This window comes from Gordonia liuliyuniae (assembly GCF_021738805.1).
GTDB classification, from domain to species: Bacteria; Actinomycetota; Actinomycetes; order Mycobacteriales; family Mycobacteriaceae; genus Gordonia; species Gordonia liuliyuniae.
The window spans coordinates 362906-389115 of the sequence record NZ_JAKKOR010000011.1; the positions used below are offsets into that span (position 1 = coordinate 362906).

The window sequence follows — 26210 nt, forward strand, 5'->3', positions numbered from 1 at the left end:
CGCGGCGAGCTCGCAGCCGGGCGCACCCGTCAGCTGTCAGTGCGAATGGTGAGGACGCCTCCCTCGGTTCTCACGGAGAACGACAGGCCTGCCTTAACCAGTGCGATGTAGTCCGCATGATGCTCAGCGGCAACAAGACCGATCCTGTAGGAAGCTTCGCCGACGGTCCACACTTCGATGGGTTCAGCTGCTCTGTCCGCCCTCAGCGAGACAGGTATCTCAGACAGCGGGTACGGGTCCATGGGCTGGTGCAGGTTGGCCGTTGCTTCAGCGGAGGAAAGTAGCTGTCGCAGCAGGCTGGTGGCGGATACATCGCGTGTGAGGTCTGCCAGGTCCTCGATCTCGCGCGGCGTTGCGTCGAACTCGTCAACCCAGCCGGAGATGTGCAGCATGCGGAGCCAAGTGATTGTCTCGTCAAGTTGAAGCCCCATGCCCGCAGCCTTGCGGCCGACGGCGTGGGCCAGGCGCCTTGAGCGGACACCGCGACTCAGGATCGCGACGGCTTGCGGGGTGTCCACGCCGTACCTGATCATCAGTGGCAGATCCTCGGGTAGCCGGATCGGTGCGTCGGCCTCGCTCAGGATGCCGTTTGCCTGTTCGACGAGGACTCCGATAGTCCAGCTGAAGAAGTGCTCGATGGCGCCGCTGATGGCGTCGACAGTCTGCTCAAGGCGCCAGGCGGCGTCGGAGACCATGGGCTGTGTCGCTGCTGCGAGCGAGGGCGTGTCGAGCCCTTCGAGCCACCCCTGCAAGAATGGTGCGACTTCGATTTCCAGGGTCTCGCGCTTTGCGGGAGTCTTCTTGAAGGTCCAGACTTTTCCGCTTTCGGGGAGCGCGAGGAGGGTGTCGAAGACTGCGACTTCGTCGAGCACGTTCAGCGCCTCTCGGAGGGTGAGGACGCGTGCGCGGCCGTCGTCGGTCGGGTCGGAGTAGGTCGTCGCGACCAGGTCAGCCACGCGCATAGCGAGCCGTTCGAGTTCGCGAGCACTACCCAGAGAGGTTCCCGCGATCGCCCAGCGGTGCCGGCTGTCGGCGGGTGTATGTTCGTAGATTCCGGTGATCCGTTGGGCAAACGCTATCCATCGGGCGGCCAACTCCGGCGACATCTGATCGAAGGCGAGGAGTCGCTTCACGGAGGCGATGATGTTGTTGCTGGTGGCCAGTTCCTCCAGCCTCTGGTGGGCTGACAGGACGAACCACACGAACGACGCGAAGCTTGCTGCTGCGGAATCGGCGAGCGTGAAGAGTTCGTCGGCGCTGGATGCGAGCAGCGCTTCGGCTTCCTCCAAGGTCTCCAACGCCTCGTCCGAGGTGAGAGTCGACTCGATGAGCAGGTCGTCGACGGCAGGGCGGAGCTTGTCGAAATCCGAGGCCTTCGATTCCTGCTGCAGTGCGAGGATGATCCAGCCTTCGGTCTCGCGGCCTGCCCTGCCCGCCCGGCCAACCGCGTTCAGCAGCCGAGCGGCGTCGTAGTGCTGCGACTTGTCCTGGGTCGGATAGGAGGTCTCGGCAATTAGGACCGTCCGGACCGGCAGGTTCACGCCGTCGGTCAACGTCGACGTGGCCACGAGTGCGAGCAGATTCTCCGAGCGGATGGCCTGTTCAAGCGCGTCCAAAACGTCGACGGGAAGGCCAGCGTGGTGATAGCCGATCCCGTACCTGACGCACTCGATGAGGGGGTGTTCGACTCCGAGGCGTTCGACAAGGAATCCGATCAGCTTCCCGGTCCGGTTGCTGATCGGAAGCCCAGCCGCCATCACTGTCGCGGCGTTTCGTGCGAAGTCGCGCCTGGTGACGATCATCAGGAGGCTTCCTGCGGGCAGGAAGGCACAGGCTGTCTTGGCGCAAATTTTGTAGAAAGCAGTTGACTTGCCGACCCGGGGCTTGCCGCGGCCGGCCGGGTATTCGAGTTGCCTAACGCCGAGCGGACGCTCGCGATCGGTCCACAGGATTTTGGTCGCAGCTTCAGCTGGCTTGATGCGGAGTTTGCCGATCACGTCGAACTCTTTGCGGACGGGGTAGACCACCGACCTCGTTTTCAGTTCGCGTGCGCTGTCCCACACGATCTCGCTGTTGAGGACGCTGTGAAGCCTGCGGGGGCCGCGCCAGTCGGACGAGAACAGAGTGTTAGGGCTGCTGTCGTCCAGCCAGGAGGCGACTTGCTGCGCGTTTCCCATCACGGCGGAGAGCAGGACCAGGCGAGCATCGGACGTGCCTAAGACGCTGAGGATTGATTCGAGCAGAAACCCGCGATGCGGTTCAGCAACGAGGTGTGCTTCGTCGATGACGAACATCGTGAAGCGCCCGAGGACGCCATCCGGGTCGCGGCGCAGAAGGTGTGAGAGCCGCTCTGGGGTCATGATTTCAACTGAGGCTGCGCTGGTTGTTTCGCTGAAGAATGCGAGCAGGTCGTTCAGGTTCATCGACCCAAAGTCGGGTAGGTCATCACCGAGGCTCTTGTGCAGGATCCGGAGCCGGCTGGACAGCGCTTGGCGCATCTCACGTCCGAGGCTTCTCAGCGGCGACACGTAGCAGACGTCGCCGGATGCCGTGGCCAGGTGGTGACACATGATGATCTGGGCAAGCAGTGTCTTGCCGGCGCTTGTGGGCACGGACAGGAGCAGCCTCGTGGTCGCCGGGTCGAGGGGGTTGAGTTCGGTGCGGCGCAGTAGTTCCCGTTGTGGCGGCCAGAGGGTGAGAACCGGGGGTGTGCCGATCGTAAAGGCTTGCGCGAGTTCGGGCGGGCTGTCGGGCGGCAGCACGCTCCAGATGCTGGAGTCCTCCAACCCGTCGGCGATGGTCAGCAGGTGGGCCGCTACCCAGCGTGAGTCTGCGTCTCCTTCTCCTGCTGAGAGGTCGACAACCGACTGCAGGGCGGCCCGTGCAGTCTCCAGCCTCGTGCCTTGCCCGTAGCGAAGGTAGTCAACGAGGTCCTCGATGGCTAAGACAACCTGCTCAGCGGGCCCGAACATGGTCGGGACCAGGGAGTCGGTACCCATGATTTCGCGCACATTCTCGACGTTTGCCCGCCAGGTTGTCAATAGTTCGGATATGCGACCGATGTCTAGGCCCAAGAACGCGATACCTGCCCGCAGTGCCATAAGGGAGAAGGCGCTGCCGCGGGGTAGGCCGATGCCTGAGGTGATGGCCTCGGTATCAGGCTCGGTGTCTTCGCCCGACCGATCCGCTCCGTCGTCCGAGGTTTCCCTCGTTGGGACGCTCTGTGCTTCCCCGGCGTTCGGACCTTGGGGCGGACTGTCGTCCAGGTCGGCGTCTACTCGCCGCCAGATGGCGGTGGCGTTCGGGTCCAGATCTGCGCGGCGGTATCCGACCTGAGCAGCGAACGCGTAGTTCAACCGGTCCATCAGGCCGAGGTTCGACGTGTTCAGCGCCAGATCGAAGATGTGGGCGGAGACGGCGAAGGCGCGCTGCTGCCTGGCGGCCGTGTAAAGCTCTGCCGCCAGGGACGCTGAGGCGACGCCGTGCAGGTACCAGGCCGTTTCGAGGAGCTGTTCGTCGGTATCGTCCATCCCGGCGAAGGCGCCTACTTCGACTGCTGCGATGAGTTCGATGAGCTGTTCGACCGTAGGCAGCAGGATTTCTTCGGCGTGCTCCCCGAGCGCCTCGGCGACGAACTCTGGTCTTAGAGCGCGGTCCACAGGTACTTCCGAACGGTGACGGCGAGCTGCCAGAGGTCTTCGACGGTGAGCAGCAGGCCTTCGAGTTGGCCTGGACTGTCGAACTGCGGGAAATGGGTGCCCATCGTGGTGAACGGCGCAGCTTCCGGCGGAACTCGATCCGTTGCCACGCTGACTCCAACGCCGGCCCGCGAACTCTGTTCCACCCACAGTTCGGCGAGTTCGCTGCCCAACTGTCCCACCAGACCAGGCTGTTCGGCGTAGCTCTTGGTGAGCTTCGCCAGATACTTGCCGCCATTTTCACGAAGCTGGCGGTAGGCCTTCCCTGTGGTTCCGGACATTGGCGATGTTCCGGTGAGTTTCTTCATCTCCCAGAGACAGAAGGATGTGTCTTCCCCGGTCAGGGACTCGTACAGCGCCAGACCATCTGCTCCCTGCTCAGTCACGCCGAACTTCGGTGACTCCAGGTTCAAAATCGAACGGTGGTCCTCGGCGAACTCGGACAGGTGGAGGTACCAGAGCCATTCGCCCACGTGTCCGAGTAGATGGTCCGCCGGGGGCTTGATGCCGCCGGGCAGCCCGAAGACGTCATCGATGAACAGTTCGACCAGCCTGGCGTCCTTCCCCGACAGCTTCGTCTTGGTGGTGATGGCCGTGTGCCAAACATCGAAGGCGTTATTGCCTCCGGTACGGCTCCGCATGACCGCTTGCGCCACGATCCAGGCGATCGCGGCACGTTCGTCATCAGGTAAGGCCAGGACCTTCGCGCTATGCCAGCGACAAACCCCGCCAATACCGGCGTCGTCAAGCGCGGAGTCCGTGAAGGCGTCAAGTCTGTCGCCCTGAGCGCTCGCCGTCGCCAGGGCGAGGACTGCCGGGATCGGAATTGGTACTGGCTCGGGAACGACTGCCTTTGCCTTGGCTGCGGAGGTAGCCGCGACGTTGTTGGCAGCCTTCTTCGCTGACTTCTTGGCCGGCGTCGATGTCCCGCTCACTGCGTGCTTCCTCATTCGTGTCTGGCGGACGCCGCGTCAGACGCCACAATGGTCCGAGCCTACCGGGGGACGGCACTGTGGTGCCTCCCGCAGTGGTGACGGCGAGCGGGGCGCAGCGGAGTGCCTGCGCCAATCTGCCACCAAGGTTCTGCTTCGTAGCTATCTTGTGTTCGAGTAGGGCCGTCTGGAGGCCTGGGGCAAGGGCGAAGAGGACTTCCCAGACCTGAGGCGATGGGCGTGTCTTCACCCCAGTGCAGTCATGATTCAGATAACCGGAATATATCTTCGGGTTATCGGATGATCGGCTGGCAGGAGCCCTGAGTCGGCTAGGTGGGTTTGAGCGCTGTGAGTTCCGGCCTTATCGCAGTATCGGGCATCAAGAACTCGGCGGCGAACTCGTTGGCGTCGAACTCGCTGTGCAGCACCAGGTGCCCCAACTCGTGCGCGAGCGTCAATCGCTTGCGCGGTGTCGGCAGGCGTTCGTTGACGACGGGTGATCCAACCCCCGACGTACGAGCAGGTTTAGAGAGCCAGGCCCCCTGCCAAGCAGGAACCTGGCTTCTCGCTTTCAGGAGCCAGATCGTTCCGGTGCCGTAGAGTCCGGTCGCCCGTTGTCGAGCGACGGAGGTTCGAGTCGCGCGTCCCAATACAGCGCTAGTTCATTCGTCGAGGGGGCGATCGGTCGCCCAATGCGACGTTCAGCCTGACGGCGCAACTCTGTGAGATCCTGGACCGAGCGTTGACTGTCCACTCGTCGACCGACCAGGGCATCTCCACTCAATGCACTCATCGCTCTGCCTCCTCGCACCATTGTGCGCCCGGCGCGGCCAGTTCGTCACTGGCTCTCGAAGACTCCAGGATTGGGACCGTAGATGTCGTCGGTAAAGTCGATATCGCGAACAGTGCGATCGGCGAATTCAATCTCAATCCGCCCCGAGAATCGCGGGTTGGCACGGGCCACTTCGAAACGGCAGGTGGTGTCCATTTTCCCGATTCTCTCCTACGTGTCGTGGTGCCCAGGGGCGTCGGTGCACGGGGCGATGAGCGGTGGGTCCGCCCAGGCATGCGGAACGCTGACTGTGGCGACGTTAAGGTCAGGTCGACGTAGCGCATTCACAGGTAGCGCGGACTTGACTATCCCCGAGGGCCAGGCGACCCGCTGGTGGCGAAAGCGGTCGTGCGATTCCTGGCGCTGGAGACATTGGGCGCCGATAGCCTGGTGACACGCCTAGCGCCGACGCCCACGTACGTTCCTACTGAGATCGAGACCTGATGACCGAAGTCGTTCGAACTAGCCTCCGCATGTCTCTGCTCGAGAATGGTTATGACTCATTCGCCGAGTCGCTCGCTTACGTCGAAAGAGCTGCGACCGATCCGACACGATGGAAGTTCGCGGTGCTTAATCTGGTGCACGCCGTGGAACTCCTCCTCAAGCAAAGACTACTCAACGAGCATGAGCTGCTGATATGGCAGGACGTCGATCGACCCGGCAAACTCACGGTGGGGCTCGAGCGAGCAATACCTCGTCTTCTGTCGGCCCGTGTGGGCATTGACGCGGCGGACAAACAGGCAATCGAGACTGCGATCCGATGGCGGAACAAGATCACGCACTATGAAGTAGACCTCGTCCTGGAGGAAGTGCGAGAAAACTACCTCCTGATCTTTGAGTTTCTCGACAAGTTCCACGGCGCCCATTTCGCGGGGTCGCTCTCTGATCACATCCCGGATGAGCATGTACAAACTGCCATGGACATGGCTGAGTCATTTCGCCGCGAGTTCATCGTCTTCCGAGGGCGCGAAATGCATCGCATGTGGGCGCGCCGACTGGTTGCCGCTCAGCGCGTGCAAGTTCTTGTTCTCGCCGGGGTTGAGGTGTCGCGCACGCCATGGGGGCAGGAGAAGTGGTGGGCCGCCGACTACATGGAAGGCCGGGCGCCCGCCGATTTCTGCCGGGACTGTGCTGCCGCATTGGGCGAGCAGCACGGCCCCGGATGTGTCTTGGAGGAGTGTCCTAACTGCGAGGGGCAACTGATCACATGCGAGTGCGACTGGGATGACAGCGACTATTGGGCGCTCTGGGGCGATGAGTACACCGACGAAAATGAGCCGCTCGACGGGGAGCCTTCGGCCGATGAAGCAGCGCGTACGAACGGATAGGCTCGTGGACCGCAAAGCTGAGATCGTCAAAGCGCTGCGCAAGCGCCTCGACGAGAAGTTCGCCGCCGCCGCGACTGGTGCTGACGCTGAGATCTTCACCGACATCGATGCCATCGCCGACGCGATGATTGCGGCACTCCCCACTGGCGATGTGTATGACCAGGCCGGGGGTCCGTTCTACGACACCGCAGGCGTCGTCAGCATCCTCGGAATCAGCAAGCAGGCGGTCGCCAAACGAGTCGCTGCGGGAACGATCATCGGCTGCCAGCTGACCGAAGCCCGACGGACGTGGGTATACCCGGTATGGCAGTTCACCGACGATAGTCAGCTGATCGACCACCTCGACGAGGTCTGGACGGTCCTGCGTGGGTCTACCGATGCGTGGACTGCGGCGCTCTGGCTGCGGACGCGGAATCAGGCTCTCGGCGGCGCCACGGCCGTGGACTACCTGCGCGATGGGCGCGATCCGGGAGTGGTGTTGGCCGAAGCCCGCGCTGATGCCGCTCGGTGGGCCGGGTGAGCCGTGAAGACGTCGCCCTGGCAGTTCCGTCAGACACCTGTCGACCTCGCAGAGTTCCCGGTCATGATCGTCGATCCGAGCATGGTCCTGTACCGCCGACGGCCCGTGGTTCAGTTAAATCGAACATACTGTCGGGTTATCTGAACGATCGGCTAGCAGGAACCACGAGTCGGCTCGAAGAGCCATGCCTCTACAGCGTGTTGCCTCGCAGGCAGTCGTGGTCGCGTGCGTACCTAAGGACGGTCGAGCGGCCGACGCCGTACACGCTCATCAAATGCTGCAGGGGTTCGCCGTCGCGATAGCGTTCGGCGATCTCTCGGCGTGCGGTGGCCGACATCTTGTGCGGCTTGGTCGCGTTCAGGCCGCGTGCTTTTCGCGCGGAACGGGAAGCGGCACGTCGCTCGCGGCCCACTTCGAGTTCATACTCGGCGAGGTTGATCATCACATTCGCGACGAGTCGGCCTGCACTCGTGCTGGTATCGACGCCGTCGCGCAGCGACCGCACCGCGATTCCGGCGGCAGCCAGTTCGGCGACAGTCGCCGCTACCTCGGCGACTGAGCGTCCGAGGCGGTCGATCGCGGCAACGACAAGCGTGCCGCCTTCGCCCCCCTCGTGAAGCCACTGGACAGCAGCGGTGTACTGCGGGCGTTCGACGCCAGCGGTTCCCGACAGTTTCTCCGAGAATTCGCGGTCGGGGGTGATACGTGCGGCGGCGAGCGCATCGCGTTGCTGATTCAGACTCTGTCCCTTGGTGCTCACGCGAGCGTAGAAGGCGACTCGGCTCATTCGGGCCTCCGTGGCAGTGCGGAACTGGTACTTGGATATGGTATCGGGCCACCTGCGTGAACACTGGCCGCGATTGCTGGTACCAGATCTACAGATAGGGTTCGCCCTTTTGCCGCTTACGCAGCACGCGTGGGGCCGTGCTGCGCGGCTAATCCGCCCCTTCTGTTGGCTGGGGGCATCGGTGCTCGTGATATGGGGAGGCGTGAACACCCTAATCGGCAACCTAGTCTTGAGCGGGATCATCAATCCCGACGGCGGATATGACCGAAGCGCAATGATCGGCCATGCGTGGCTGTGGGATCCGATGTTTCTTTCGTGGGGACTTTTTCTCGCCGCAGGCCTTCTGCTGACGTCGAGGATTCAGAGTGGCCGCGCGAGCGGCACTCGACGCCAAGACCAGGCGCAGTCGACGAGGCACAGGAATGCGCAGCAAAGGAACAGGTCGAGAAGCTAGCAATCGTTGGCTGTCGTCTTCCCTGAGCTGGCAATGCTCGGGGAAGACACGAATCGGCGCCCTACAGGCCAGCAAGATGGAGATCTTGGTGTACGTCGCCGCCAGCATTTCCGATGGCCCGGTTGACGAGGTCAACGGATGTCAGGAACCTCGCGGTCGTCTGGATCACGACTCGAACTCCCACTTCGAGTCGTCTCGCAGGAACGGCGATCCAGGGCCGGGCTTGACCGGTCCGCTTTCACCGCCGATGCGGACACCGTCGAGCTTCCACCCGTTGCGCCACACGTCGTTGTGCGCTTCGGTGAGGAATACGACGGTGTCGCCGAGCGCGGGGTCGCGGAAGGCGTAGACCTGCCACTGTGAACCAGGTACGAACCGATCCTCCCAGGAATCGTGGATCACGTCGGCGAGTTGCGCGTCGCGTCCCTGGCCGTCCTTGTCGCGGTATTCGACGAGGAGGATTTGCCCGCCGTCGCCGTCGTCGGCGTGCAGCGTGACTTCGGCGGTGCGGGGCGTCCGGTCGAGTGCCGGGAGCGGCCCGCGCGTTGCCCTGAACATCTGCACAAAGGTAGGGAGCATCAAGAGGGCGCTGACCACGCTGATCCCGATGACGATCCACATGAGTACCGGTGCCCAGCCTTGGAGGACTGCGATCACCACGAGGATCAGGAAGGCGCCGCAGCCGCCGAAGATGCTGGCCGGGAGGGCCCAGTTGTGTCGGATGAGAAACGGCACGTCCGACCCCGAGCCGACGAACAGCTTCTCCACGGCCCGATCGAGCAATGACTCCTTGCGATCCTTTGCCGTCATGATCGCGCCGCCTCTCCGCCCGTCCAGCCGTCGAAACCCACCGATTCAGTCCTCGGCCGGATCGAACGGCGTCTCCTGGTAGATGCAGTAGTTCAGCCAGTTCGCGTACAGCAGGTGTCCGTGTCCGCGCCAGCGGTTGAGCGGGACTGCGGTGGGATCGTCGTTCGGAAAGTAGTGTGCGGGAACCGGCACCGGCAGTCCCTGCTCGCTGTCGCGGCGATACTCGCGGTACAGCGTGTCCGCGTCGTACTCCGGGTGGCCGGTCACGAAGATCTGACGGCCGTCCGCGGTCGCCGCCAGGAACACTCCGGCCTCCTCGCTCACGGCCAACACGTCGACCTCACCGGTCGCCTCGATCTCGGATGCGTGGACGTCCGTGTGGCGCGAGTGTGGCGCCAGGAACTCGTCGTCGAACCCGGTGATGATCGGCGACTTCGCGCCGGTGAGCCGGTGGTTGAAGACGCCGGAGATCTTCTGCGGCACTTCGTATTTGCCCACACCGTAGTGGTGGTAGAGGGCGGCCTGCGCGCCCCAGCAGACGTGGAGGGTCGACTGCACGTTGGTGCGGGTCCAGTCGAGAATCCTCGTCATCTCCGGCCAGTAGTCGACGTCTTCGAAGTCGAGCTTCTCGATCGGTGCGCCAGTGATGATGAGGCCGTCGAAATGCTGGTGTGCCACATCGTCGAACGTCGAATAGAACGAATCGAGGTGCTCCGCCGACGTAGTCCGCGAGACATGGCTGGCCGTATGCAGCAACGTGATCTCGATCTGCAGCGGGGTGTTACTGAGGAGCCGCAGCAACTGGGTCTCGGTGGTGACCTTCATCGGCATCAGGTTCAAGATGGCTATCCGCATGGGCCGGATGTCCTGATGTCCGGCGCGCTCGTCGGACATGACGAAGATGTTCTCCGCCTCAAGGATCGCCCTGGCGGGAAGCTCGTGCGGCATTGTGACAGGCATCGTCGACCAGTGTAGTTCTGCGGCCAGGGGAGACTTTGGCAGTTCCTCCCCTGTTCACCTTCGATGCGTCAGCCGGCGACAGCGGCGGGCGACTTCGGTGCGACGGCGCCCATCAGCCGCTCATAGCCCAGGTAGTAGATCGGCAGCGCCGACGCGAGTGCGGACCAGCCGACGGCCTTGCCCAGCCACGTGACGTCACCGTGCAGGAGGGAGAAACCGAGGAAAAGTTCGAGCGCGATGAGGAAGACGAACGCGACGATGATCGCGGTCGCTCCACTGCGGATCGCCGGAACCGCGAGGAATACCGACGGGATGACGAGTGCGAACGACCAGAACGCCCGGGCGTCGGCGTTGCCGAGCTCGTGGATCGACAGAAGGAAGAAGCCGATCAGCCAGATGCCGTAAGTGATCAGCAGGTTTCCGAGGTAGTTGTCTCGGCGGATGATCGCGAGGACACCACCGATCGTCTGGCCGATCCCTCCGACGAGGAGTCCGAAGACGAGTGCGCCGATCGCGTCGTGATTGACCACCTCGGCGAAGAAGACCCAGGTGAGGGCGAGTCCGAACGTGAACAGGGCTGCTCCGCCGGGGTCTCCGATGGTGTTCGTGGGGCCGACGGGGATATGCGATGACGTGCTCATGGGGGGTCCTTTACGAAGGGCGAGGGAGGGGAGCGGTGAAGCTCGCGCAGACGACGCGAGTGTGGTGAATAATACATAAAAGTGGAGATACGTTATGGAAATGTAGAAAGAAATCGGAGGGTCCCGCGCTGGACGGTGATCGAATGGGCGGCGCGCGTTCGCTTTTCGCTGTATGCACGGGCGTTATAGTGCTTGACCAGGTGGTGTTGCCGCCGCAGATCGTCGAGGAGGGGTATGTGACAGCGGAGCATGTGGCCGGGGGGTCAAACCCCCTGAGCCGACGACGCGAGGTCGGGTCGGCCAGCGCTCGCTCGCTGCTGCTGACGATCCTGGGCGAGTTCGCGTTGCCGCGACACGAGCCGGTCTGGACAGCGACGATCCTGGATGCGTTGGCACTCCACGACGTCGAAGAGCGAGCGGCACGCCAAGCGCTGTCCCGCACCTCGTCGGAGGGGCTGCTCGCGTCGAGTCGTCACGGGCGACGCAGTGCGTGGGAGCTGACGGATTCGGGTGTCGAACTCCTCACTGAAGGCGCCGAACGGATCTACGGCTTCATGCGCAGCGCACCGGCGTGGGACGGAAGATGGCTGACACTCGCCGTCTCGATCCCCGAGACGCAACGCAAACTGCGGCATCGGTTGCGGACCCGGTTCACATGGCTCGGCTTGGGCTCCCCGCAGTCGGGACTGTGGATCACTCCGGACACCTCGAAGGTCGAGGACGTCCGACGGGTGGTTGACGAGCTCGGTCTGACGGGTCAGACCTTCTCGTGGGTCGGGGAGGCCTCGGGTATCGGCGACGAGAAGTCGCTTGTCTCCTCCGCGTGGGATCTCGCCGACGTGGAATCCCGCTACCTCGACTTCCTCGGGTTGTTCTCGGAGCGTCGTGCGGAGTCGGCAGTCGACGCATTCGCGGCTCAGGTCGCGTTGGTCCAGGAATGGCGACGATTCCCGTTCCTCGACCCCGATCTGCCGCGCGAACTGCTCGACCACGAATGGCCCGGTCCGCGCGCTGCCGCCGTCTTCCATGACCGCCATTCGCAGTGGCATCGTCGCGCGCAGGCTCGCTGGGACGAACTCCAAGCGGACGCCGCACAGCGCATCTAGGCGCGACGCGCCTGCTTCGTAGCGCTTAACCCTGCCGTTGGTGTCACCCACTGACACCAACGGCAGGGTTAAGCGCTTGTTGTCGCTCTGCGTCTCGAATTTGTGCAGTCAGGCAGGGCACTTCTCACTGGTCAAGTGGGTTAGGTCACCCTAAATATGTGACAATATCTTGACGAAGTACTAAACAGTTGTAGGGTGTTTTTCAGATGGAAGACCCCGATAGCAGCCCATGAACGGAGCCGATGTGGTCGACACACTCCCCAGCTACCTCGCCGGTGAATGGCGTACCGGTGCAGGCGACGCTCGCGTCGTTCGCGACGCGGTCACCGGTGCGCCGGTCACCGAAGTCGCCGCCGCGGACGTCGACTTCGCCGACGTCCTCGCCTACGCTCGCGACACCGGCGGAAACGCCCTCCGCGCAATGACTTTCACCGAACGATCCGCGTCGCTAAAAGCCGCCGCAGCCGCGCTCAGTGAACGCAAGGACGAACTGTACGAACTGTCCGCGAAGGCCGGGTCCACGCGCGCTGACGCGAAGGTCGACGTCGACGGCGGTTTCGGCACCGCACTCGTCTACGCCGGACTCGGACGCAAAGGACTCCCCGACGGAACCGTCATCGTCGACGACCCCGAGCCGACGGCGTACGGCAAGCACGGGCTGTTCCTCGGACAGCACATCCTCACCTCCCGCCTGGGTGTCGCGGTCCAGATCAACGCCTTCAACTTCCCCGTCTGGGGGATGCTAGAGAAGCTGGCTCCCGCAGTTCTCGCGGGCGTGCCCACCCTCGCGAAAGCCGCGACACCGACCGCGTACGTCGCCGAGCACGCGGTGCGGATCATCGTCGAATCGGGAGCCCTCCCCGACGGTGCGCTCCAGTTCGTCGCCGGACCGGTCAACGGACTCCTCGACCTGCTCGACGGCCAGGACAGCGTCGGATTCACCGGCTCCGCCTCGACCGCCGCCGGCCTGAGATCGCATCCGAGCGTCGTCGGACGCTCCGTCCGCTTCACCGCCGAGGCCGACTCGCTCAACGCGTCGGTTCTCGGCCCGGACGCTGCGCCCGGGACCCCGGAGTTCGACCTCTACGTCGACCAGGTCGTCACCGAGATGACCACCAAGGCCGGCCAGAAGTGCACGGCCATCCGCCGCGCGTTCGTACCGTCCGCCCACCTCGACGCCGTCCAGGATGCGGTCGCCGCCCGGCTTGCCGACGTGGTCGTCGGAGCCCCCGGCGCCGACGGCGTCACGATGGGAGCCCTCGTCGGCACCGACCAGCGTGACGACGTGCGCGCAAAGATCACCGAACTCGCCGCGGACGCGCGGATCGTCGCAGGTGACCCGACCACCGTCGACGTCGTCGGCGCAGACCCCGAGATCGGGGCGTTCCTCGCCCCGATCCTGCTGCGCGGCGACGAGACGTCGCAGGCAGCGCACTACGTCGAAGCATTCGGCCCCGTCTCCACGCTTCTGCCGTACGACGGGTCGGCCGCCGACGTGATCGCGGAGGTCGCGCGCGGTCAGGGATCACTGGCCGCCTCGGTGGTCAGCGGCGACGCAGACTTCGCCCGTGCGACCGTCCTGGGCATCGCCGCCCACCACGGGCGCGTCCTCGTCGTCGACCGCGACAGTGCACCCGAATCGACCGGACACGGGATCCCGATGCCGCAACTCGTTCATGGCGGACCGGGGCGCGCGGGCGGCGGTGAAGAAGAAGGCGGACTGCGCGCCGTCCACCACCATATGCAACGTACCGCCGTCCAAGCAGGGCCCGACCTGCTGCGTTCCCTCGGATGACCTGCTCCAACCCATCCTCCCGCACGACCCGACTCCACTCGACACAGGAGAAGACACCATGACCAGCTCCACCACTGACCGCACCGGCGAAGCACCCAAGCCCACCGGCCCCCTCAGCAAGATCGATTACAGCGAGAAGATTCCGAACAACGTCGACCTCGCCGGTGACCGGCGCCTGCAACGCGCGCTCGAAGGCTGGCAGCCCAAGTTCCTCGACTGGTGGCGCAACCTCGGTCCGGCGATCCCGACCAAGGACGTCTACCTGCGCACCGCGGTCGCGGTGGGCCGTGACGGCTGGGCGCACTTCGATCACGTGCCGATGGAGGAGTACCGCTGGGGCATCTTCCTCGCCGAAGCCGACCCAGACAAGAAGATCAACTTCGGCAAGCACAAGGGCGAACCGGTTTGGAACGAGGTGCCGGGCGAGTACCGCGCCGACCTGATGCGGCTGATCGTCGTGCAGGGCGACACCGAGCCGGCGTCCGTCGAACAGCAACGGGTCCTTGGCCGCACGGCCCCGAGCATCTACGACATGCGCAACCTGTTCCAGGTCAACGTCGAAGAAGGCCGCCACCTGTGGGCGATGGTCTACCTGCTCCAGGCGTACTTCGGTCGCGAGGGCCGCGAGGAGGCCGAGAAGCTCCTGCAGCGAAACTCCGGCGACTTCGACAACCCGCGCATCCTCGGAGCCTTCAACGAAGAGACCACCGACTGGCTGCAGTTCTTCATGTTTACCTACTTCACCGACCGCGACGGCAAATACCAGCTTGGCACCCTCAAAGAGTCGGCCTTCGACCCGCTGGCGCGCACCTGCGAGTTCATGCTCAAAGAAGAGGCGCACCACATGTTCGTCGGTACCACCGGCGTCCAGCGCACCGTCGAGAAGACCGCGCAGAAGATGAAGGAACTCGGCACCGACGACGAGAAGAGCCTCTTTGAGGCGGGCGTCATTCCGCTGTCGATCATCCAGAAGTACCTGAACTTCCAGTTCTCGGTGTCGATGGACCTGTTCGGGTCCGAACAGTCGACCAATGCGGGCAACTACTACTCCGAAGGTCTCAAAGGTCGCTGGCAGGAGACGCGTCGCAAGGACGATCACACGCTCCTCGACGACGAGCGCACCATGGCGTATGTCGACGGTGGCGAGATCCGTGAGAAGACGGTGCCTGCGCTCGGATCGTTGAACCTCGATCTGCGCAACGAGTACGTCGCCGACTGCGCCAACGGCGTAGCCCGATGGAATCAGGAACTCGAGGACGCCGAACTCGAGCAGCGTCTGACGCTCCCTCATGAAGGCTTCCACCGCAAGGTCGGCGTGTACGCCGACGTCCACGTCAGCCCGGACGGTGACGTCCTCGACGCGGCCGCCTGGGAAGCTCACAAGGACGGCTGGCTGCCGTCGGATGCCGACCGCCAGGCCGTCGCCGCGCTCATGGTGCCCGAGTACGAGTACGGCGAGTTCGCCAGCTGGATCGCACCGCCGAAGACCGGAATCAACTCGCAGCCCGTCGAGTTCGACTACGTCCACCTCGCCGAAGAGGGCCTGGCCTGAGCGCCGCGCCCCGACAGCCCACCCGACCCATCCGAAGGACTCCGCCATGACCGTTCTCGACGAGCCCACCGCACCCGAACAGACCGCGCCGCCAGTCGTCGACTTCGCCACCGACCCGAGCAAGTACAAGCACTGGACTCTCGCCACCGACGGCGAGATCGCCACCGTCACCCTCAAAGTCGACGAGGACGGCGGCCTGGTGCCCGGCTACCAGCTCAAGATGAACTCGTACGACCTCGGCGTCGACATCGAGCTGTACGACATCGTCCAACGACTCCGATTCGAACATCCCGAGGTCAAATCGGTGATCCTGACCGGTGGACTCGAGCGCATGTTCTGTGCAGGCGCCAACATCCGGATGCTCGCGCAGTCGCCGCACTCGTGGAAGGTCAACTTCTGCAAGTTCACCAACGAGACCCGCAACGGCATCGAGGACGCGACCGAGAACTCCGGCCAGACGTGGATCGCGGCGCTCAACGGCACCGCGGCCGGCGGCGGCTACGAGGTGGCGTTGGCGTGCGATGAGATCATTCTCGTCGACGACAACTCGTCGACCGTCTCGCTGCCCGAGGTCCCGCTGCTCGGCGTCCTCCCCGGCACCGGCGGGCTGACCCGCGTCGTCGACAAGCGGCACGTTCGTAAAGATCGTGCCGACATGTTCGCCACGAAATCGGAAGGCTACCGCGGCGACACCGCCGTCCAATGGGGCCTCATCGACTCGACGGTTCCGCGCAACGCGTTCGACGAAGCCGTCACCGCGCGGGCTCACGAACGGGCAGCGTCGTCGCACCGCCCAGGCGGTCCGGGCGTCGCGTTGACGCCGCTCGACCGGCAGATCACCGATACCGAGATCACCTATCCTCACCTGTCTGCGACCCTGGATCGTGCGGGCCGCAAAGTGGAGATCACCGTCCACGCGCCGACCGACGCACCGCCCGCCGACGCTGCGGCGGCGCTCGCGCAGGGCGTCGACTACTGGCCGTTGGCAGTGTCTCGTGAACTCGACGATCTGATCCTGCATCTGCGTACCAACGAGAACCTGTTGGGCACATGGGTGCTCCGGGTGGTCGGCGACGCAGGCAACGCGCTCGCCTACGACGCTCAACTCTTGGAGAACGGCGACCACTGGTTCGTCGGCGAGGTCCGCCACTACTACAAGCGAGTCATGAAGCGGCTGGACGTGACCAGCCGCAGCCTGATCGCCGTGATCGAACCGGGCAGCGCCTTCGTCGGGTTGCTCGCCGAGATCGCGCTGGCCGCCGACCGCCAGTACATGCTCGACGGCGTCTACGAGGATGTCGATCCCGATGCCGCCCCCGCGACGATCCGGCTGACTGCGTCCAACGACGGCGTCTACCCGATGGGCAACGGTCTCTCGCGCATCGAGTCCCGCTTCTGGGGGCGTGAGCACGACCTGGCCGCCGCCCGCGCCTCTATCGGCTCCGACCTCGACGCGGCGGCAGCCGACACCGCGGGCCTGGTGACGATGGCCCTCGACGACATCGACTTCGACGACGAACTGCGCATCGTCCTGCAGGAGCGGGCCGCGCTCTCACCGGACTCGCTGACCGGCATGGAGGCCAACCACCGCTTCGTCGGACCGGAGACGATGGAGACCAAGATCTTCGGTCGCCTCACCGCGTGGCAGAACTGGATCTTTATCCGCCCCAACGCTTCCGGACCCGACGGTGCACTCCGCAGGTACGGTAGCGGTCAGCGCGGCGAGTACGACTTCGGCCGGGTGTGATCATGACCGACTACTTCAACGCCGCCGAGTACCTCGTCACTCGGCGCGTCGACGCTGGCGACGGGGACCGGACGTGCGCGGTCGGATCCCGCACCGTCAGCTACGCCGAGCTCGATCGGCTGATCGGCGATGTCGCCGCTGCCTATCGGGCGAGCGGCCTGCACCGTGACGACCGCGTGCTCATCGTGATGGCCGACGACGTCCCGATGCTTGCGGCAATACTCGGCGCGTTCCGCGCGGGCGTCGTCGCGGTGCCGATCTCGACGATGTTCACCGGCGCCGAGCTCGGCAAGATCATGGCCGATGCGGGGGCGCATCTGGTGGTGTGCAGCGCAGAGTTCGTCGATGCCGTCAACGAGGGGCTGACCGCGGCGCCGGACGTCGGCACCGTCGTCCTCGACGGCGCGGGCGACCTGCGCGTGCCGGACGGCGTGACCGGATGGTCGTGGCCCGCATTCGTCGCCAGCGGGGCCGCCGCAGCGCCTGACCTGCGCGAGAACGTGCACACCGCCGACGACTCGTGGGCGCTGTGGCTGTACACGTCGGGCACGACAGGCTCTCCGAAGGCAGCGATGCACCGGCACGCCAACATCCGCCACGTCTGCGAGACGTACGGCAGCCGGGTCCTCGGCATCACCCGCGACGACCGTTGTCTGTCGGTCGCCAAGATGTTCTTCGCGTACGGCATCGGCAATTCGGTCTTCTTCCCGCTGTCGGTGGGCGCGACCACGATCTTGGAGCGCCGTCGCCCGACGCCCGCGATCGTCGCAGAACGGGTCGCCGCAGAGAAGCCGACCCTGTTCTGCGGGGTGCCCACCTTCTACGCCGGGCTCCTCAACAGCGACCTCGCCGATGACGCGTTCGCGTCGGTGCGGCTCGCGACCTCGGCGGGCGAACCGCTGCCGGCACCGCTGCTGCGGCGTTTCAAAGAACGGTTCGGCGTCGACATCATCGACGGCATCGGATCGACCGAGGCACTGCATATCTTTTTGTCGAACCGGCCCGACCACATCGTCCCTGGCACGACGGGCACCGCAGTCCCCGGTTACGAACTGCGGATATGCGACGACGACGGCGAACCCGTCGCCGACGGGACGCCCGGCGCGCTGCAGGTGCGCGGCGAGTCGATCGCCCTGGGCTACTGGCGGCGCACCGACGCCACCCGTCAGGTGTTCCGCGGGGAATGGCTGATCACCGGCGACACGTATGTGCGCGACGAGAACGGCGATTACACGTGTCTGGGACGCAACTCCGACATGGTGAAGGCTGGCGGCATCTGGGTGTCGCCGTCGGAGGTCGAGTCCCGACTGCTGGAACATCCGGCGGTCGTTGAGGTGGCCGTCGTCGGTGTCGCCGACGCAAACGGACTCGACAAGCCGGTCGCAGCCGTCGTCCTGTCCGAATCTGCGGGCGGCGTCGACGAAACCGAACTGATCACCTGGTGTCGCGACGGGCTGGCGCACTTCAAGGCGCCGCGGCGCATCGTCTTCGCGACATCGCTGCCGAAGACGGCAACGGGGAAACTTCAACGATTCCGTGTCCGCGAGCAACTCGCGGACGGTGCGGGCGAGCTGACGGGAGCGGTGTTGTGACCGGGGCGAGCGAAGCGACGGGGGACACTACTGTTGACATCCTCATCATCGGCGCTGGTCCGGTCGGCTTGTTCGGCGCCTACTACGCGGGTGCTCGCGGTCTGAGCGTCGCCGTCGTCGACTCGTTGAGTCAGCTCGGCGGTCAGATCACCGCGATGTATCCGGAGAAGGAGATCTACGACATCGCCGGGTTCCCGGCGGTCACCGGCCGCCGGCTCGTCGCCGACCTCGTCGAACAGGCGGGGCAGTACCACCCGACATATCTGCTGGGGCGGGAGGCGCAGACGCACGAGACGTCCGCCGACGGCAGGCATCTCGTCGGACTGTCAGACGGCTCGATAGTCGATGCCGGGGCGGTGGTCATCACCGGCGGGATCGGCACGTTCACGCCGCGTCCGCTGCCGGCGGGCGAAGAGTTCCTCGGTCGCGGGTTGGACTATTTCGTGCCCGACTCGACACCGTTCCACGACGCGAACGTCGTCGTGGTCGGCGGCGGCGACTCGGCCGTCGACTGGTGTCTCATGTTGACGCCGATCGCCCGCAGCGTCACCTTGGTGCACCGACGCGACAAGTTCCGTGCGCATCAGGCGAGCGTCGACAAGGTGCTCACGCACCCAGAGATCTCGGTGATGATCAACGCGCAGGTCGCTGGCCTCGAAGGCGGGGTCGGTATCGAAAAGGCGGTCGTCGAGACGAAAGGCGAGGGCACCACGGTGCTCGAATGCGAGCGTGTCGTCGCCGCTCTCGGATTCACCGCGAACCTCGGCCCGTTGCGCGATTGGGGTCTGGCGTTGCACGACAACCGGCACCTCGTCGTCGATTCGGCGATGCGCACCAATGTCCCGGGTGTGTTCTCGGCGGGCGACATCACCGATTACGACGGCAAGGTCCGGCTGATCGCCGTCGGTTTCGGGGAGGTCGCAACAGCGGTGAACAACGCCGCCGTCCACCTCGATCCGGACGCGATGCTGTTTCCGGGTCATTCCACGGACAACCCTCACTAGGAGAAGTCATGCCTTATGTCATCGCCAGTCCTTGTGTCGACACCATGGACCGCAGTTGCACGGAGGAGTGCCCCGTCGACTGCATCTACGAGGGCGACCGCAAGCTGTACATCAATCCGAAGGAGTGCATCGACTGCGGCGCGTGCGAGCCGGTGTGTCCGGTGGAGGCGATCAGTCAGGACCGCCGGGTGCCCGACGACGACGAGGAGTTCATCGCCGACAACCGCGCGTTCTTCGAACTCGCGCTGCCCGGACGCGATGAGCCGCTCGGTGCTCCGGGTGGCGCGCACAAAGTGGGGCCGCTCGGCGTCGACACGCCGATGGTCGCGGACCGGTGAGGTGACGTGCCGTGCTTGACCGACACTTGCTCGTCGACGCGCACGTCCACGTCCCGATGCTCGACACGCTTGCTCCGGCATGGGTGGATTGGGCGCGCGAGTTCGGCCCGGACGGGCTGTTGGAGACGGTGTGGGACGCCGGTGGGGCGCCGATCCCGGCGCAGCTCGACGCAGTCTTCGCGGCGCAGGGCGTCGACGCCGCACTCCTGCTGTGCGAGTACAGCCCGAAGGCGACGGGCATGCAGCTCTTCGACGATCTGTTGCCGCTCGTCGAGCACAACCCGGTGCGGTTCCGTCCGGTGGCCAACGTCAACCCGCACCTGCACTTCCCGATCGCGAGAGAGCTGTCCCGCCAACTCGATCATGGCGCGGCCGCGCTCAAGCTGCACCCTGTCCACGGCGGGTTTCGGTGTGACGACCGGGCGCTGTACCCCGCCTACCAGGTGCTGGCAGAACGCGGTGTGCCGCTGATCGTGCACTGCGGTACGAGTACCTTCCCCGGATCGATGAACGAGTTGGCCGACCCGGAGATCCTGCTCCCGGTGGTCCGCGACTTCCCGAGTTTGAATGTCGTGCTCGCGCACGGCGGCCGCGGATGGTGGTACGACGCAGCGGCTTTCATGGCGCTGTCGTACGAGACCGTGTGGATCGAGCTGTCGGGTCTGCCGCCGAAACGACTGCCTGATTACTACTCGAAGTTCAGCTTGAAACGCCTGTCGCAGAAGTGGATCTTCGCCACCGACTGGCCGGGGGTGCCCGGCGTCGCAGCGAACGCGCGGGCCGTCGTTGACGTCGGACTCGACGAACAGACGGCCGACCTCGTCCTCGGAGGCAACGCGATGCGCGTGTACGCCGGGCTCGACCATCTCGCTGCCGTGAAGGAGACACCATGACCTTCTATGCTCTCGGCGATTCGACTCCGCTCGTCCATCCGACCGCGTACGTCCACCCGATGGCCGTCGTCATCGGCCGCGTCACGATCGGCGCGGAGGCGTCGGTGTGGCCCGGAGCAGTCCTCCGCGGCGACCTGGGCACGATCGTGATCGGTGAACACACCTCGATTCAGGACAACACAGTGCTACACACCACGCAGGAGTGGCCGACGATCATCGGCGACGACTGCGTCGTCGGGCACATCGTCCACCTGGAAGGCTGCACTGTCGGCGACCGCTGCCTGATCGGCTCGGGTTCGGTAGTTCTCAACCGCGCGCAGATCGGCGACGACAGTGTGGTCGGCGCACAGGCACTCGTCGCGGAGGACACCGTCGCGCCGCCGCGAACGATGCTGCTCGGTGTTCCCGCCCGGCCCCGCGGTGTCGTCGGCGACGACCATTCGGCGTGGATCGCGTATGGCGTCGACGAGTACCGCGAGAACGCGAGCCGTTTCCGCGCTGACCTCCGTCCCTGCGAACCCGAACTGCTCCCCGAGAAGAGTCGAGAACCTCGCTAGTCGAGCGAAGTCGAGACCTCACCCCACGACCATCAACCCACGCACAGGAGACGCCATGACCCCCACGACCGGCCTCACCGGCCGCCCGGCGCGCGAATTGAGCGACGCCGACCTCGAACAGCAGGGCACGACCGCGCATGAGACGCGCAACTGGGTCTTTCTCAACGGCACCGCCGAACAGTTCGCGACGCACACGGCGCGAATGCTCGAGTTGGAGCAGGAGTATCTGCGTAGGCATCCGATGCGCACCTGGCAGGGGTCGGGCGGTGCGGCCAGCGAGCGGTCTGAGCTGGACGTCCTCAAGCAGGCGTTGCGCGGCATCCTGGTGCAGATCACGGCTTTGCTCGACCACGAGCCCGCCGCGTCCGGCGGGCCGTCGGACCATGGAGCCGACCCGGCCGTCGCGCTGCTGTCGCGGATCGCGGCGGCCGACGGCGGCCGCATGCACAAGCTCGAGGTGCATCAGGCGGCGCGTGAGGTCAGCTTGGAGCGGTCCGCGTTGGCGAAGCTGTACCAGTCCGATCCGCCGCTGTTGATCACTGAGCAGTCCGACCGGGTGCTGACTGATGCGGGTCGCGCTCGGTTGGCGGAGGCGGGCGAGTGACCGGCTCGGTCGCGCTCCCCGAAGTCCCCGCGCTTCCGGAAGTCTCCGCGGTGGTGGGCGGCGGACGCATGGGCGCGGGGATCGTCCACGCGCTTCTCCTAGCGGGCAGTTCGGTGACGGTGCTCGAACGCGACGACGACGCGGCTGCCGGAGCACGCGAGCGGGTGGAACGCGCCGTGAACGCGAGTGTGAAGCGTGGCGTCCTCGACGACGCGGCGCGCGTACTCGCGAGCTTCAAGCACACGACGGAGGCCGGTGATCTCGCATCAGCGGGTCTGGTCGTCGAAGCCGTTCCCGAGGACATCGCGCTCAAGACCGAGACCCTCGTCCGCGTGGAAGGCGTCGTCGCCGACGACGCGGTGATCGCGACCAACACGAGCAGCATCTCGCTCGACGTGCTCGGCGCGGCGATGCGCGACGCGACACGCCTCGTCGGACTGCACTTCTTCAATCCGGTACCGGCCAGCAAGCTCATCGAGGTCGTCTACGCAGACGCCACCGACGCCTCGCTCACCGAGCGTGCCGCCGGCTGGGTGCGTGCTCTGGGCAAGACGCCTGTCGTGGTGCGCAACGCTCCCGGCTTCGCGAGCAGCAGACTCGGTGTCGCGGTCGGTCTGGAAGCGATCCGGATGGTCGAAGACGGTGTCGCGGCGGCCGCCGACATCGATGCCGCGATGGAGCTCGGTTACGGATATCCGATGGGGCCGTTGAAGTTGACGGATGTCGTCGGCGTCGATGTGCGTCTCGGAGTCGCGCGGTATCTCGAGCAGGAGTTGGGATCGCGGTTCGCACCGCCGCAGTTGATGGTCGACATGGTCGAACGCGGTGACCTCGGCCGTAAGGCTGGCCGCGGGTTCTACGAGTGGGACGACTGATGAGCGACGAACGTCTCGCGGTCGAGACCCTCGACGACCGGGTCGTCATCACCTTGGACCGGCCCGCGACGCGGAATGCGATCGACGCGGAGATGGTCGCCGAACTCCACGTTGTCTGCGACCAGGTGGAAAAGGACCCGAAACCGCTGCTCGTAACGGGCGGGACGGAGATCTTCGCGGGCGGCGCCGACATTGGCCAGTTACGCGAGCGACGGAACGTCGATGCGTTGGCCGGGGTGAACTCAAGGGTCTTCGACCGGATCGCGGCTCTGCCGATGCCGACGGTCGCCGCTGTCGCAGGGTTCGCGCTCGGCGGGGGAGCGGAGTTGGCGTACGCGTGCGACTTCCGGATCGGCACACCGAGCGTCAGGCTCGGCAATCCGGAGGGCGGTCTCGGGATTCTCGCCGCCGCCGGGGCCTCGTGGCGGCTCACCGAACTCGTCGGCGAGCCGCTCGCCAAGGAGATTTTGCTCGCCGGACGCACCTTGAATGCCAGCGAGGCGCTCGACGTGCGGCTGCTCAACGAGGTCGTCGAACCCGACGACCTTCTGCCGACCGCCAACCGTTGGATCGACCGGATGCTTCAGAACGCGCCGCTCGCACTCCGAATGACCAAGCTCGCTCTGCGGATGCCCAGGTCTGCGCACCCTGCCTTCGACAACGTCGCGCAGGCCGTCCTCTTCGAGACCGACGAGAAGCATCGGCGGATGACCGCCTTCCTGGACCGGAAGAGTTCAGAGGCCCTGAGGCTCGCTGCTGGTCGTGAGTGACGGCGGACCGTCCGACAGTCAGTGATGTCGGACGGTCCGCCCTCCTTCCAAGGGCCCCCGGGGCGAGTACGGGTGAACTACCTGTAGTTCGGGTTGTTCGTGTACGGCAGTTCGATGGTGATGGGCATGCGCAGCTCGGAGATGTACAGGAGGACGAACTGGCGCAGCATTTCGTCGAACGTCCAGTACGCCTCCTTCGGCATGCCGGCCTGCAGGATGCCTTCGCGGACGAGGATGAACGGGCCCCACGCGGTCTCGAGCAGTGGATCCCAGACCGGCTCACGGGGGATGCGCAGTTCGCGCGCGATCCTGTCGCCGAGCATGAAACGGGTCAGGGCGCCGAGGACGCCGCGCGACAGGAGGCTGAGATCCAGGTTGAAGCCGAGATCGAGCAGCATGTCGGCGAGCTTGCGGCCTTCTGGGGTGCCCTTGAGGACAGGGTCGAGCGCGATCTTCGCTTGCGCTTCGGCGTCCGACCAAGTGGCGGGGATGAGGCCGTCCTGGATGCCGAGCATGTGTCCTGCGACCTGCCACGAATGCAGGAATCCGGCCGATTCCGCCGGATCGATCGGAACCTGCCAGCGCTTGAGCATCCGCATGACGGTGGTCGGCAGACTGTGCCAGGTCACCATTTGATCGGCCTGGGTGATCGGCTTCTCCTGGTACGGCATGCGTGAGGACCATTGGTGCTGCTCGGGTAACAGGTGCCGGACCGCCGAATGGATGAGCCGCGTCTTCACACAGGTCACTGCCATCTCGCCGCTGTCTTGATACGCGTTGAGCGAACCGATGTCGTACCCGAGTTTGGCGGTCTTGGAGATCCTGTCCTTCAGGGCGGCGCCGCCGCGCGAGTAGTAGACGACCATCGCCTCGTGGGGGATGACGGCGCTCATCATCCCGCTCGCGAACCCGTAGAGAGCTCCGAGATAGGTGCCGCGCTTCTGATTGAAAGTGACCGCATCGGCGAGCTTGCCCCGGTCTGCCCACTCGGGGAGCTCGCGTGCGTCCTCGATGAAGGCCCGCAGATCCGAGGGCAGTGACTTCGGCAGAGCCTGACCGTTCTTGGTCCATCCGCGCAGAGCGTTGATCACCTTGGTTACGTCGCGATGTCGATAGATGTCGGCGATGAGTTCGTCGGGCTCGTCATCCCAAGTGTGTTTCGCGTCAGTGTGTTTCGCACCGACCCCGGGCCTAGAACCGGGCGAGCCCTCCGCCGGCCCGGAGGTCCACGGAAATGCGGGTGCGGCGAGGAGCGCGGCCCCCGCCCCAGCTCCCGCTTGCAGTACGCGTCGACGTGTGAGGTCTTCCATTTCTTCCCGTCCCGATCCGGCCGATATGAAACAACACAACTAACTGTGTAACATTCCTAGCATTCAGTGGTCTCCGTCACAAGCCCGCGACATCGGGAGGTAGGGTCGAACCGATGACGATCGAGAAGGCGACCGTGCCGCCCACGCTGTTCGAGCGTGCGACGCAACGTGCGATCAGTGCGCCACCGGGCCGATCGGCCGACGCGACCAGGGAGAAGCTACTGGTTGCCGCCTATGAGCAGTTCTGTATCGACGGGGTCTCCGGAGCCTCAATGGAAGACGTCGCGAAGCGTGCGGGCACGTCCCGAATCACCATCTACCGCAAGTTCGACAGCAAGGATGCACTCGTCGACGAGGTCATCGCGCACGAACTGTCGGAATACTTCGCCTACTTTCAGAAGGCTATGGCCGAAGCCGACACCTTCGCTGAACGACTGGTCACCGGATTCGTCACCTCGATTCAACAGATCTGGTCCAACCCGCTCATCAAGCGATTGATCGCAGACGACCCGGCACTCGTTCCCGGACTGGTCGGAGGCGGCGGCGGACGGAACATGTATGCGGTCAGCCAGTTCGTAGCGACCGCGCTTGGTAGGGAGCAGCAGGCTGGCAACCTCGATCCCTCGGTGGATCCGGACATGGCCGCAGAACTCATCGCTCGCCTCACCGGCTCGTTCGTGACCACGCCGGGCGGACAGGTACGGCTCGACGACACTGCTCAGCTGGAACAACTCGCTCGCTCATACCTGCTCCCGATGCTCAAGGTTCCGACTGACTGACATTCGCACCCGTCTGACCAGCGGATTTGACGCTCCGTTTGGATGTGCGTAACTTATGTCCAGTCAGAGCGGCACGGCCGCGAAGACAAACCCCCAAACTTCTCCGCCAGATGATCTCGCGATCGGACGGCGGACGTCGTGCGGGACCGGAGCGGTCAGAATCCACCGGTTTGCTTAGCAAATCAGGGTGCTGCTACTCTGGAAAGGTCGGCCTGAAACGGTTGATACAACAGTATATGTTCGCTGGAGTTCGGCCTGATTTGTTTGGGTTGGTGCTGGTGGGTGTGTGTTCTTTGAGAACTCGATAGTGTGTGATGGATTTTTTC

Annotated in this window: 23 protein-coding genes and 1 pseudogene; 15 read left to right on the plus strand and 9 right to left on the minus strand. The window is 64.9% G+C overall.

What is annotated here, in order from left to right; genetic code table 11:
• Window positions 1-29: 29 nt before the first annotated feature.
• From L5G33_RS15770 to L5G33_RS15785, 4 genes and pseudogenes are all read right to left on the minus strand, one after another.
• Window positions 30-3659, minus strand: a complete 3630-nt coding sequence (locus L5G33_RS15770; protein ID WP_236999129.1) for a DEAD/DEAH box helicase — start codon at window positions 3657-3659, stop codon at window positions 30-32.
• Window positions 3644-4633 (minus strand): hypothetical protein, encoded by a 990-nt coding sequence (locus L5G33_RS15775; protein WP_236999130.1) that lies wholly within the window; start codon window positions 4631-4633, stop codon window positions 3644-3646. Before L5G33_RS15775 ends, L5G33_RS15770 begins: the two co-directional genes overlap by 16 nt.
• A gap of 338 nt (window positions 4634-4971) precedes the next feature.
• Window positions 4972-5124: pseudogene (locus tag L5G33_RS15780) on the minus strand (ImmA/IrrE family metallo-endopeptidase); the annotation flags it as partial.
• 344 nt (window positions 5125-5468) lie between these two features.
• Complete coding sequence (locus tag L5G33_RS15785; RefSeq protein WP_236999131.1) at window positions 5469-5618, minus strand: hypothetical protein; 150 nt, start codon at window positions 5616-5618, stop codon at window positions 5469-5471.
• Between the two features lie 317 nt (window positions 5619-5935).
• Here L5G33_RS15785 and L5G33_RS15790 point away from each other — a divergent pair, with 317 nt between their 5' ends.
• Complete coding sequence (locus L5G33_RS15790) at window positions 5936-6790, plus strand: hypothetical protein (protein WP_236999132.1); 855 nt, start codon at window positions 5936-5938, stop codon at window positions 6788-6790.
• Between the two features lie 4 nt (window positions 6791-6794).
• Window positions 6795-7310 carry an antitoxin Xre/MbcA/ParS toxin-binding domain-containing protein gene (locus L5G33_RS15795; protein WP_236999133.1) on the plus strand — a complete coding sequence of 172 codons (516 nt, stop codon included), beginning with the start codon at window positions 6795-6797 and terminating at the stop codon, window positions 7308-7310.
• Between the two features lie 190 nt (window positions 7311-7500).
• Here the strand turns inward: L5G33_RS15795 and L5G33_RS15800 are convergent, their stop codons facing one another.
• The 4 genes from L5G33_RS15800 to L5G33_RS15815 all read right to left on the minus strand — a co-directional run bounded on the left by L5G33_RS15800 (window position 7501) and on the right by L5G33_RS15815 (window position 10962).
• Window positions 7501-8097: a recombinase family protein gene (locus L5G33_RS15800; protein WP_236999134.1), complete on the minus strand. Its 597-nt coding sequence runs from the start codon at window positions 8095-8097 to the stop codon at window positions 7501-7503.
• Between the two features lie 619 nt (window positions 8098-8716).
• On the minus strand, window positions 8717-9361 hold the full coding sequence (locus L5G33_RS15805) for a hypothetical protein (RefSeq protein WP_236999135.1): 645 nt from the start codon (window positions 9359-9361) through the stop codon (window positions 8717-8719).
• A gap of 45 nt (window positions 9362-9406) precedes the next feature.
• The gene (gene metA, locus L5G33_RS15810) at window positions 9407-10321 is read right to left on the minus strand and encodes a homoserine O-acetyltransferase MetA (RefSeq protein WP_236999136.1); all 915 of its coding nucleotides are present in this window, start codon (window positions 10319-10321) and stop codon (window positions 9407-9409) included.
• Window positions 10322-10389: 68 nt separating this feature from the next.
• Window positions 10390-10962, minus strand: a complete 573-nt coding sequence (locus tag L5G33_RS15815) for an acetate uptake transporter family protein (protein WP_236999137.1) — start codon at window positions 10960-10962, stop codon at window positions 10390-10392.
• A gap of 188 nt (window positions 10963-11150) precedes the next feature.
• On the opposite strand from L5G33_RS15815, the gene L5G33_RS15820 reads away from it, so the two are divergent.
• The 12 genes from L5G33_RS15820 (at window position 11151) to L5G33_RS15875 (ending at window position 23795) form a co-directional block, all read left to right on the plus strand.
• Window positions 11151-12068 carry a PaaX family transcriptional regulator gene (locus L5G33_RS15820; RefSeq protein ID WP_236999138.1) on the plus strand — a complete coding sequence of 306 codons (918 nt, stop codon included), beginning with the start codon at window positions 11151-11153 and terminating at the stop codon, window positions 12066-12068.
• Between the two features lie 244 nt (window positions 12069-12312).
• A complete protein-coding gene (gene paaZ / locus L5G33_RS15825; RefSeq protein ID WP_236999139.1) occupies window positions 12313-13863 on the plus strand; it encodes a phenylacetic acid degradation bifunctional protein PaaZ in 1551 nt (516 codons plus the stop codon).
• A gap of 58 nt (window positions 13864-13921) precedes the next feature.
• Window positions 13922-15415, plus strand: coding sequence for a benzoyl-CoA 2,3-epoxidase subunit BoxB (boxB, locus tag L5G33_RS15830; RefSeq protein WP_236999140.1), 1494 nt, complete (start codon window positions 13922-13924; stop codon window positions 15413-15415).
• A 46-nt stretch (window positions 15416-15461) separates the two neighbouring features.
• Complete coding sequence (gene boxC, locus L5G33_RS15835) at window positions 15462-17162, plus strand: 2,3-epoxybenzoyl-CoA dihydrolase (protein WP_236999141.1); 1701 nt, start codon at window positions 15462-15464, stop codon at window positions 17160-17162.
• A 2-nt stretch (window positions 17163-17164) separates the two neighbouring features.
• Window positions 17165-18754, plus strand: coding sequence for a benzoate-CoA ligase family protein (locus L5G33_RS15840; protein WP_236999142.1), 1590 nt, complete (start codon window positions 17165-17167; stop codon window positions 18752-18754).
• Window positions 18751-19758, plus strand: a complete 1008-nt coding sequence (locus tag L5G33_RS15845; protein WP_236999144.1) for an NAD(P)/FAD-dependent oxidoreductase — start codon at window positions 18751-18753, stop codon at window positions 19756-19758. The genes L5G33_RS15840 and L5G33_RS15845 overlap by 4 nt, the downstream gene beginning before the upstream one ends.
• 8 nt (window positions 19759-19766) lie before the next feature.
• Window positions 19767-20096, plus strand: a complete 330-nt coding sequence (fdxA, locus tag L5G33_RS15850) for a ferredoxin (protein WP_236999145.1) — start codon at window positions 19767-19769, stop codon at window positions 20094-20096.
• A gap of 11 nt (window positions 20097-20107) precedes the next feature.
• Entirely contained in the window at window positions 20108-20989 is an 882-nt protein-coding gene (locus L5G33_RS15855) for an amidohydrolase family protein (protein ID WP_236999146.1), read from the plus strand.
• Entirely contained in the window at window positions 20986-21546 is a 561-nt protein-coding gene (locus L5G33_RS15860; RefSeq protein ID WP_236999147.1) for a gamma carbonic anhydrase family protein, read from the plus strand. Before L5G33_RS15855 ends, L5G33_RS15860 begins: the two co-directional genes overlap by 4 nt.
• Before the next feature lie 55 nt (window positions 21547-21601).
• Entirely contained in the window at window positions 21602-22150 is a 549-nt protein-coding gene (locus tag L5G33_RS15865; protein WP_236999148.1) for a DUF6158 family protein, read from the plus strand.
• On the plus strand, window positions 22147-23025 hold the full coding sequence (locus L5G33_RS15870; RefSeq protein WP_308191588.1) for a 3-hydroxyacyl-CoA dehydrogenase family protein: 879 nt from the start codon (window positions 22147-22149) through the stop codon (window positions 23023-23025). Before L5G33_RS15865 ends, L5G33_RS15870 begins: the two co-directional genes overlap by 4 nt.
• Window positions 23025-23795: an enoyl-CoA hydratase/isomerase family protein gene (locus L5G33_RS15875; RefSeq protein ID WP_236999149.1), complete on the plus strand. Its 771-nt coding sequence runs from the start codon at window positions 23025-23027 to the stop codon at window positions 23793-23795. The genes L5G33_RS15870 and L5G33_RS15875 overlap by 1 nt, the downstream gene beginning before the upstream one ends.
• Before the next feature lie 77 nt (window positions 23796-23872).
• Here the strand turns inward: L5G33_RS15875 and L5G33_RS15880 are convergent, their stop codons facing one another.
• Window positions 23873-25105: an oxygenase MpaB family protein gene (locus tag L5G33_RS15880; protein ID WP_236999150.1), complete on the minus strand. Its 1233-nt coding sequence runs from the start codon at window positions 25103-25105 to the stop codon at window positions 23873-23875.
• A gap of 113 nt (window positions 25106-25218) precedes the next feature.
• Between L5G33_RS15880 and L5G33_RS15885 the strand changes: the two genes are divergently transcribed.
• On the plus strand, window positions 25219-25884 hold the full coding sequence (locus L5G33_RS15885; protein WP_236999151.1) for a TetR/AcrR family transcriptional regulator: 666 nt from the start codon (window positions 25219-25221) through the stop codon (window positions 25882-25884).
• Window positions 25885-26210 lie beyond the last annotated feature (326 nt).

What these genes read in the sequence shown, in the direction of transcription:
- L5G33_RS15865 (WP_236999148.1), top strand. Translation starts at nt 21,602, where the DNA reads ATGACCCCCACGACCGGCCTCACCGGCCGCCCGGCGCGCGAATTGAGC.
- L5G33_RS15860 (WP_236999147.1), top strand. Translation starts at nt 20,986, where the DNA reads ATGACCTTCTATGCTCTCGGCGATTCGACTCCGCTCGTCCATCCGACC.
- boxC (WP_236999141.1), top strand. Translation starts at nt 15,462, where the DNA reads ATGACCGTTCTCGACGAGCCCACCGCACCCGAACAGACCGCGCCGCCA.
- L5G33_RS15790 (WP_236999132.1), top strand. Translation starts at nt 5,936, where the DNA reads ATGTCTCTGCTCGAGAATGGTTATGACTCATTCGCCGAGTCGCTCGCT.
- L5G33_RS15805 (WP_236999135.1), bottom strand. Translation starts at nt 9,361, where the DNA reads ATGACGGCAAAGGATCGCAAGGAGTCATTGCTCGATCGGGCCGTGGAG.
- L5G33_RS15885 (WP_236999151.1), top strand. Translation starts at nt 25,219, where the DNA reads ATGACGATCGAGAAGGCGACCGTGCCGCCCACGCTGTTCGAGCGTGCG.
- boxB (WP_236999140.1), top strand. Translation starts at nt 13,922, where the DNA reads ATGACCAGCTCCACCACTGACCGCACCGGCGAAGCACCCAAGCCCACC.
- L5G33_RS15880 (WP_236999150.1), bottom strand. Translation starts at nt 25,105, where the DNA reads ATGGAAGACCTCACACGTCGACGCGTACTGCAAGCGGGAGCTGGGGCG.
- L5G33_RS15815 (WP_236999137.1), bottom strand. Translation starts at nt 10,962, where the DNA reads ATGAGCACGTCATCGCATATCCCCGTCGGCCCCACGAACACCATCGGA.
- fdxA (WP_236999145.1), top strand. Translation starts at nt 19,767, where the DNA reads ATGCCTTATGTCATCGCCAGTCCTTGTGTCGACACCATGGACCGCAGT.
- L5G33_RS15840 (WP_236999142.1), top strand. Translation starts at nt 17,165, where the DNA reads ATGACCGACTACTTCAACGCCGCCGAGTACCTCGTCACTCGGCGCGTC.
- L5G33_RS15875 (WP_236999149.1), top strand. Translation starts at nt 23,025, where the DNA reads ATGAGCGACGAACGTCTCGCGGTCGAGACCCTCGACGACCGGGTCGTC.
- L5G33_RS15785 (WP_236999131.1), bottom strand. Translation starts at nt 5,618, where the DNA reads ATGGACACCACCTGCCGTTTCGAAGTGGCCCGTGCCAACCCGCGATTC.
- metA (WP_236999136.1), bottom strand. Translation starts at nt 10,321, where the DNA reads ATGCCTGTCACAATGCCGCACGAGCTTCCCGCCAGGGCGATCCTTGAG.
- L5G33_RS15800 (WP_236999134.1), bottom strand. Translation starts at nt 8,097, where the DNA reads ATGAGCCGAGTCGCCTTCTACGCTCGCGTGAGCACCAAGGGACAGAGT.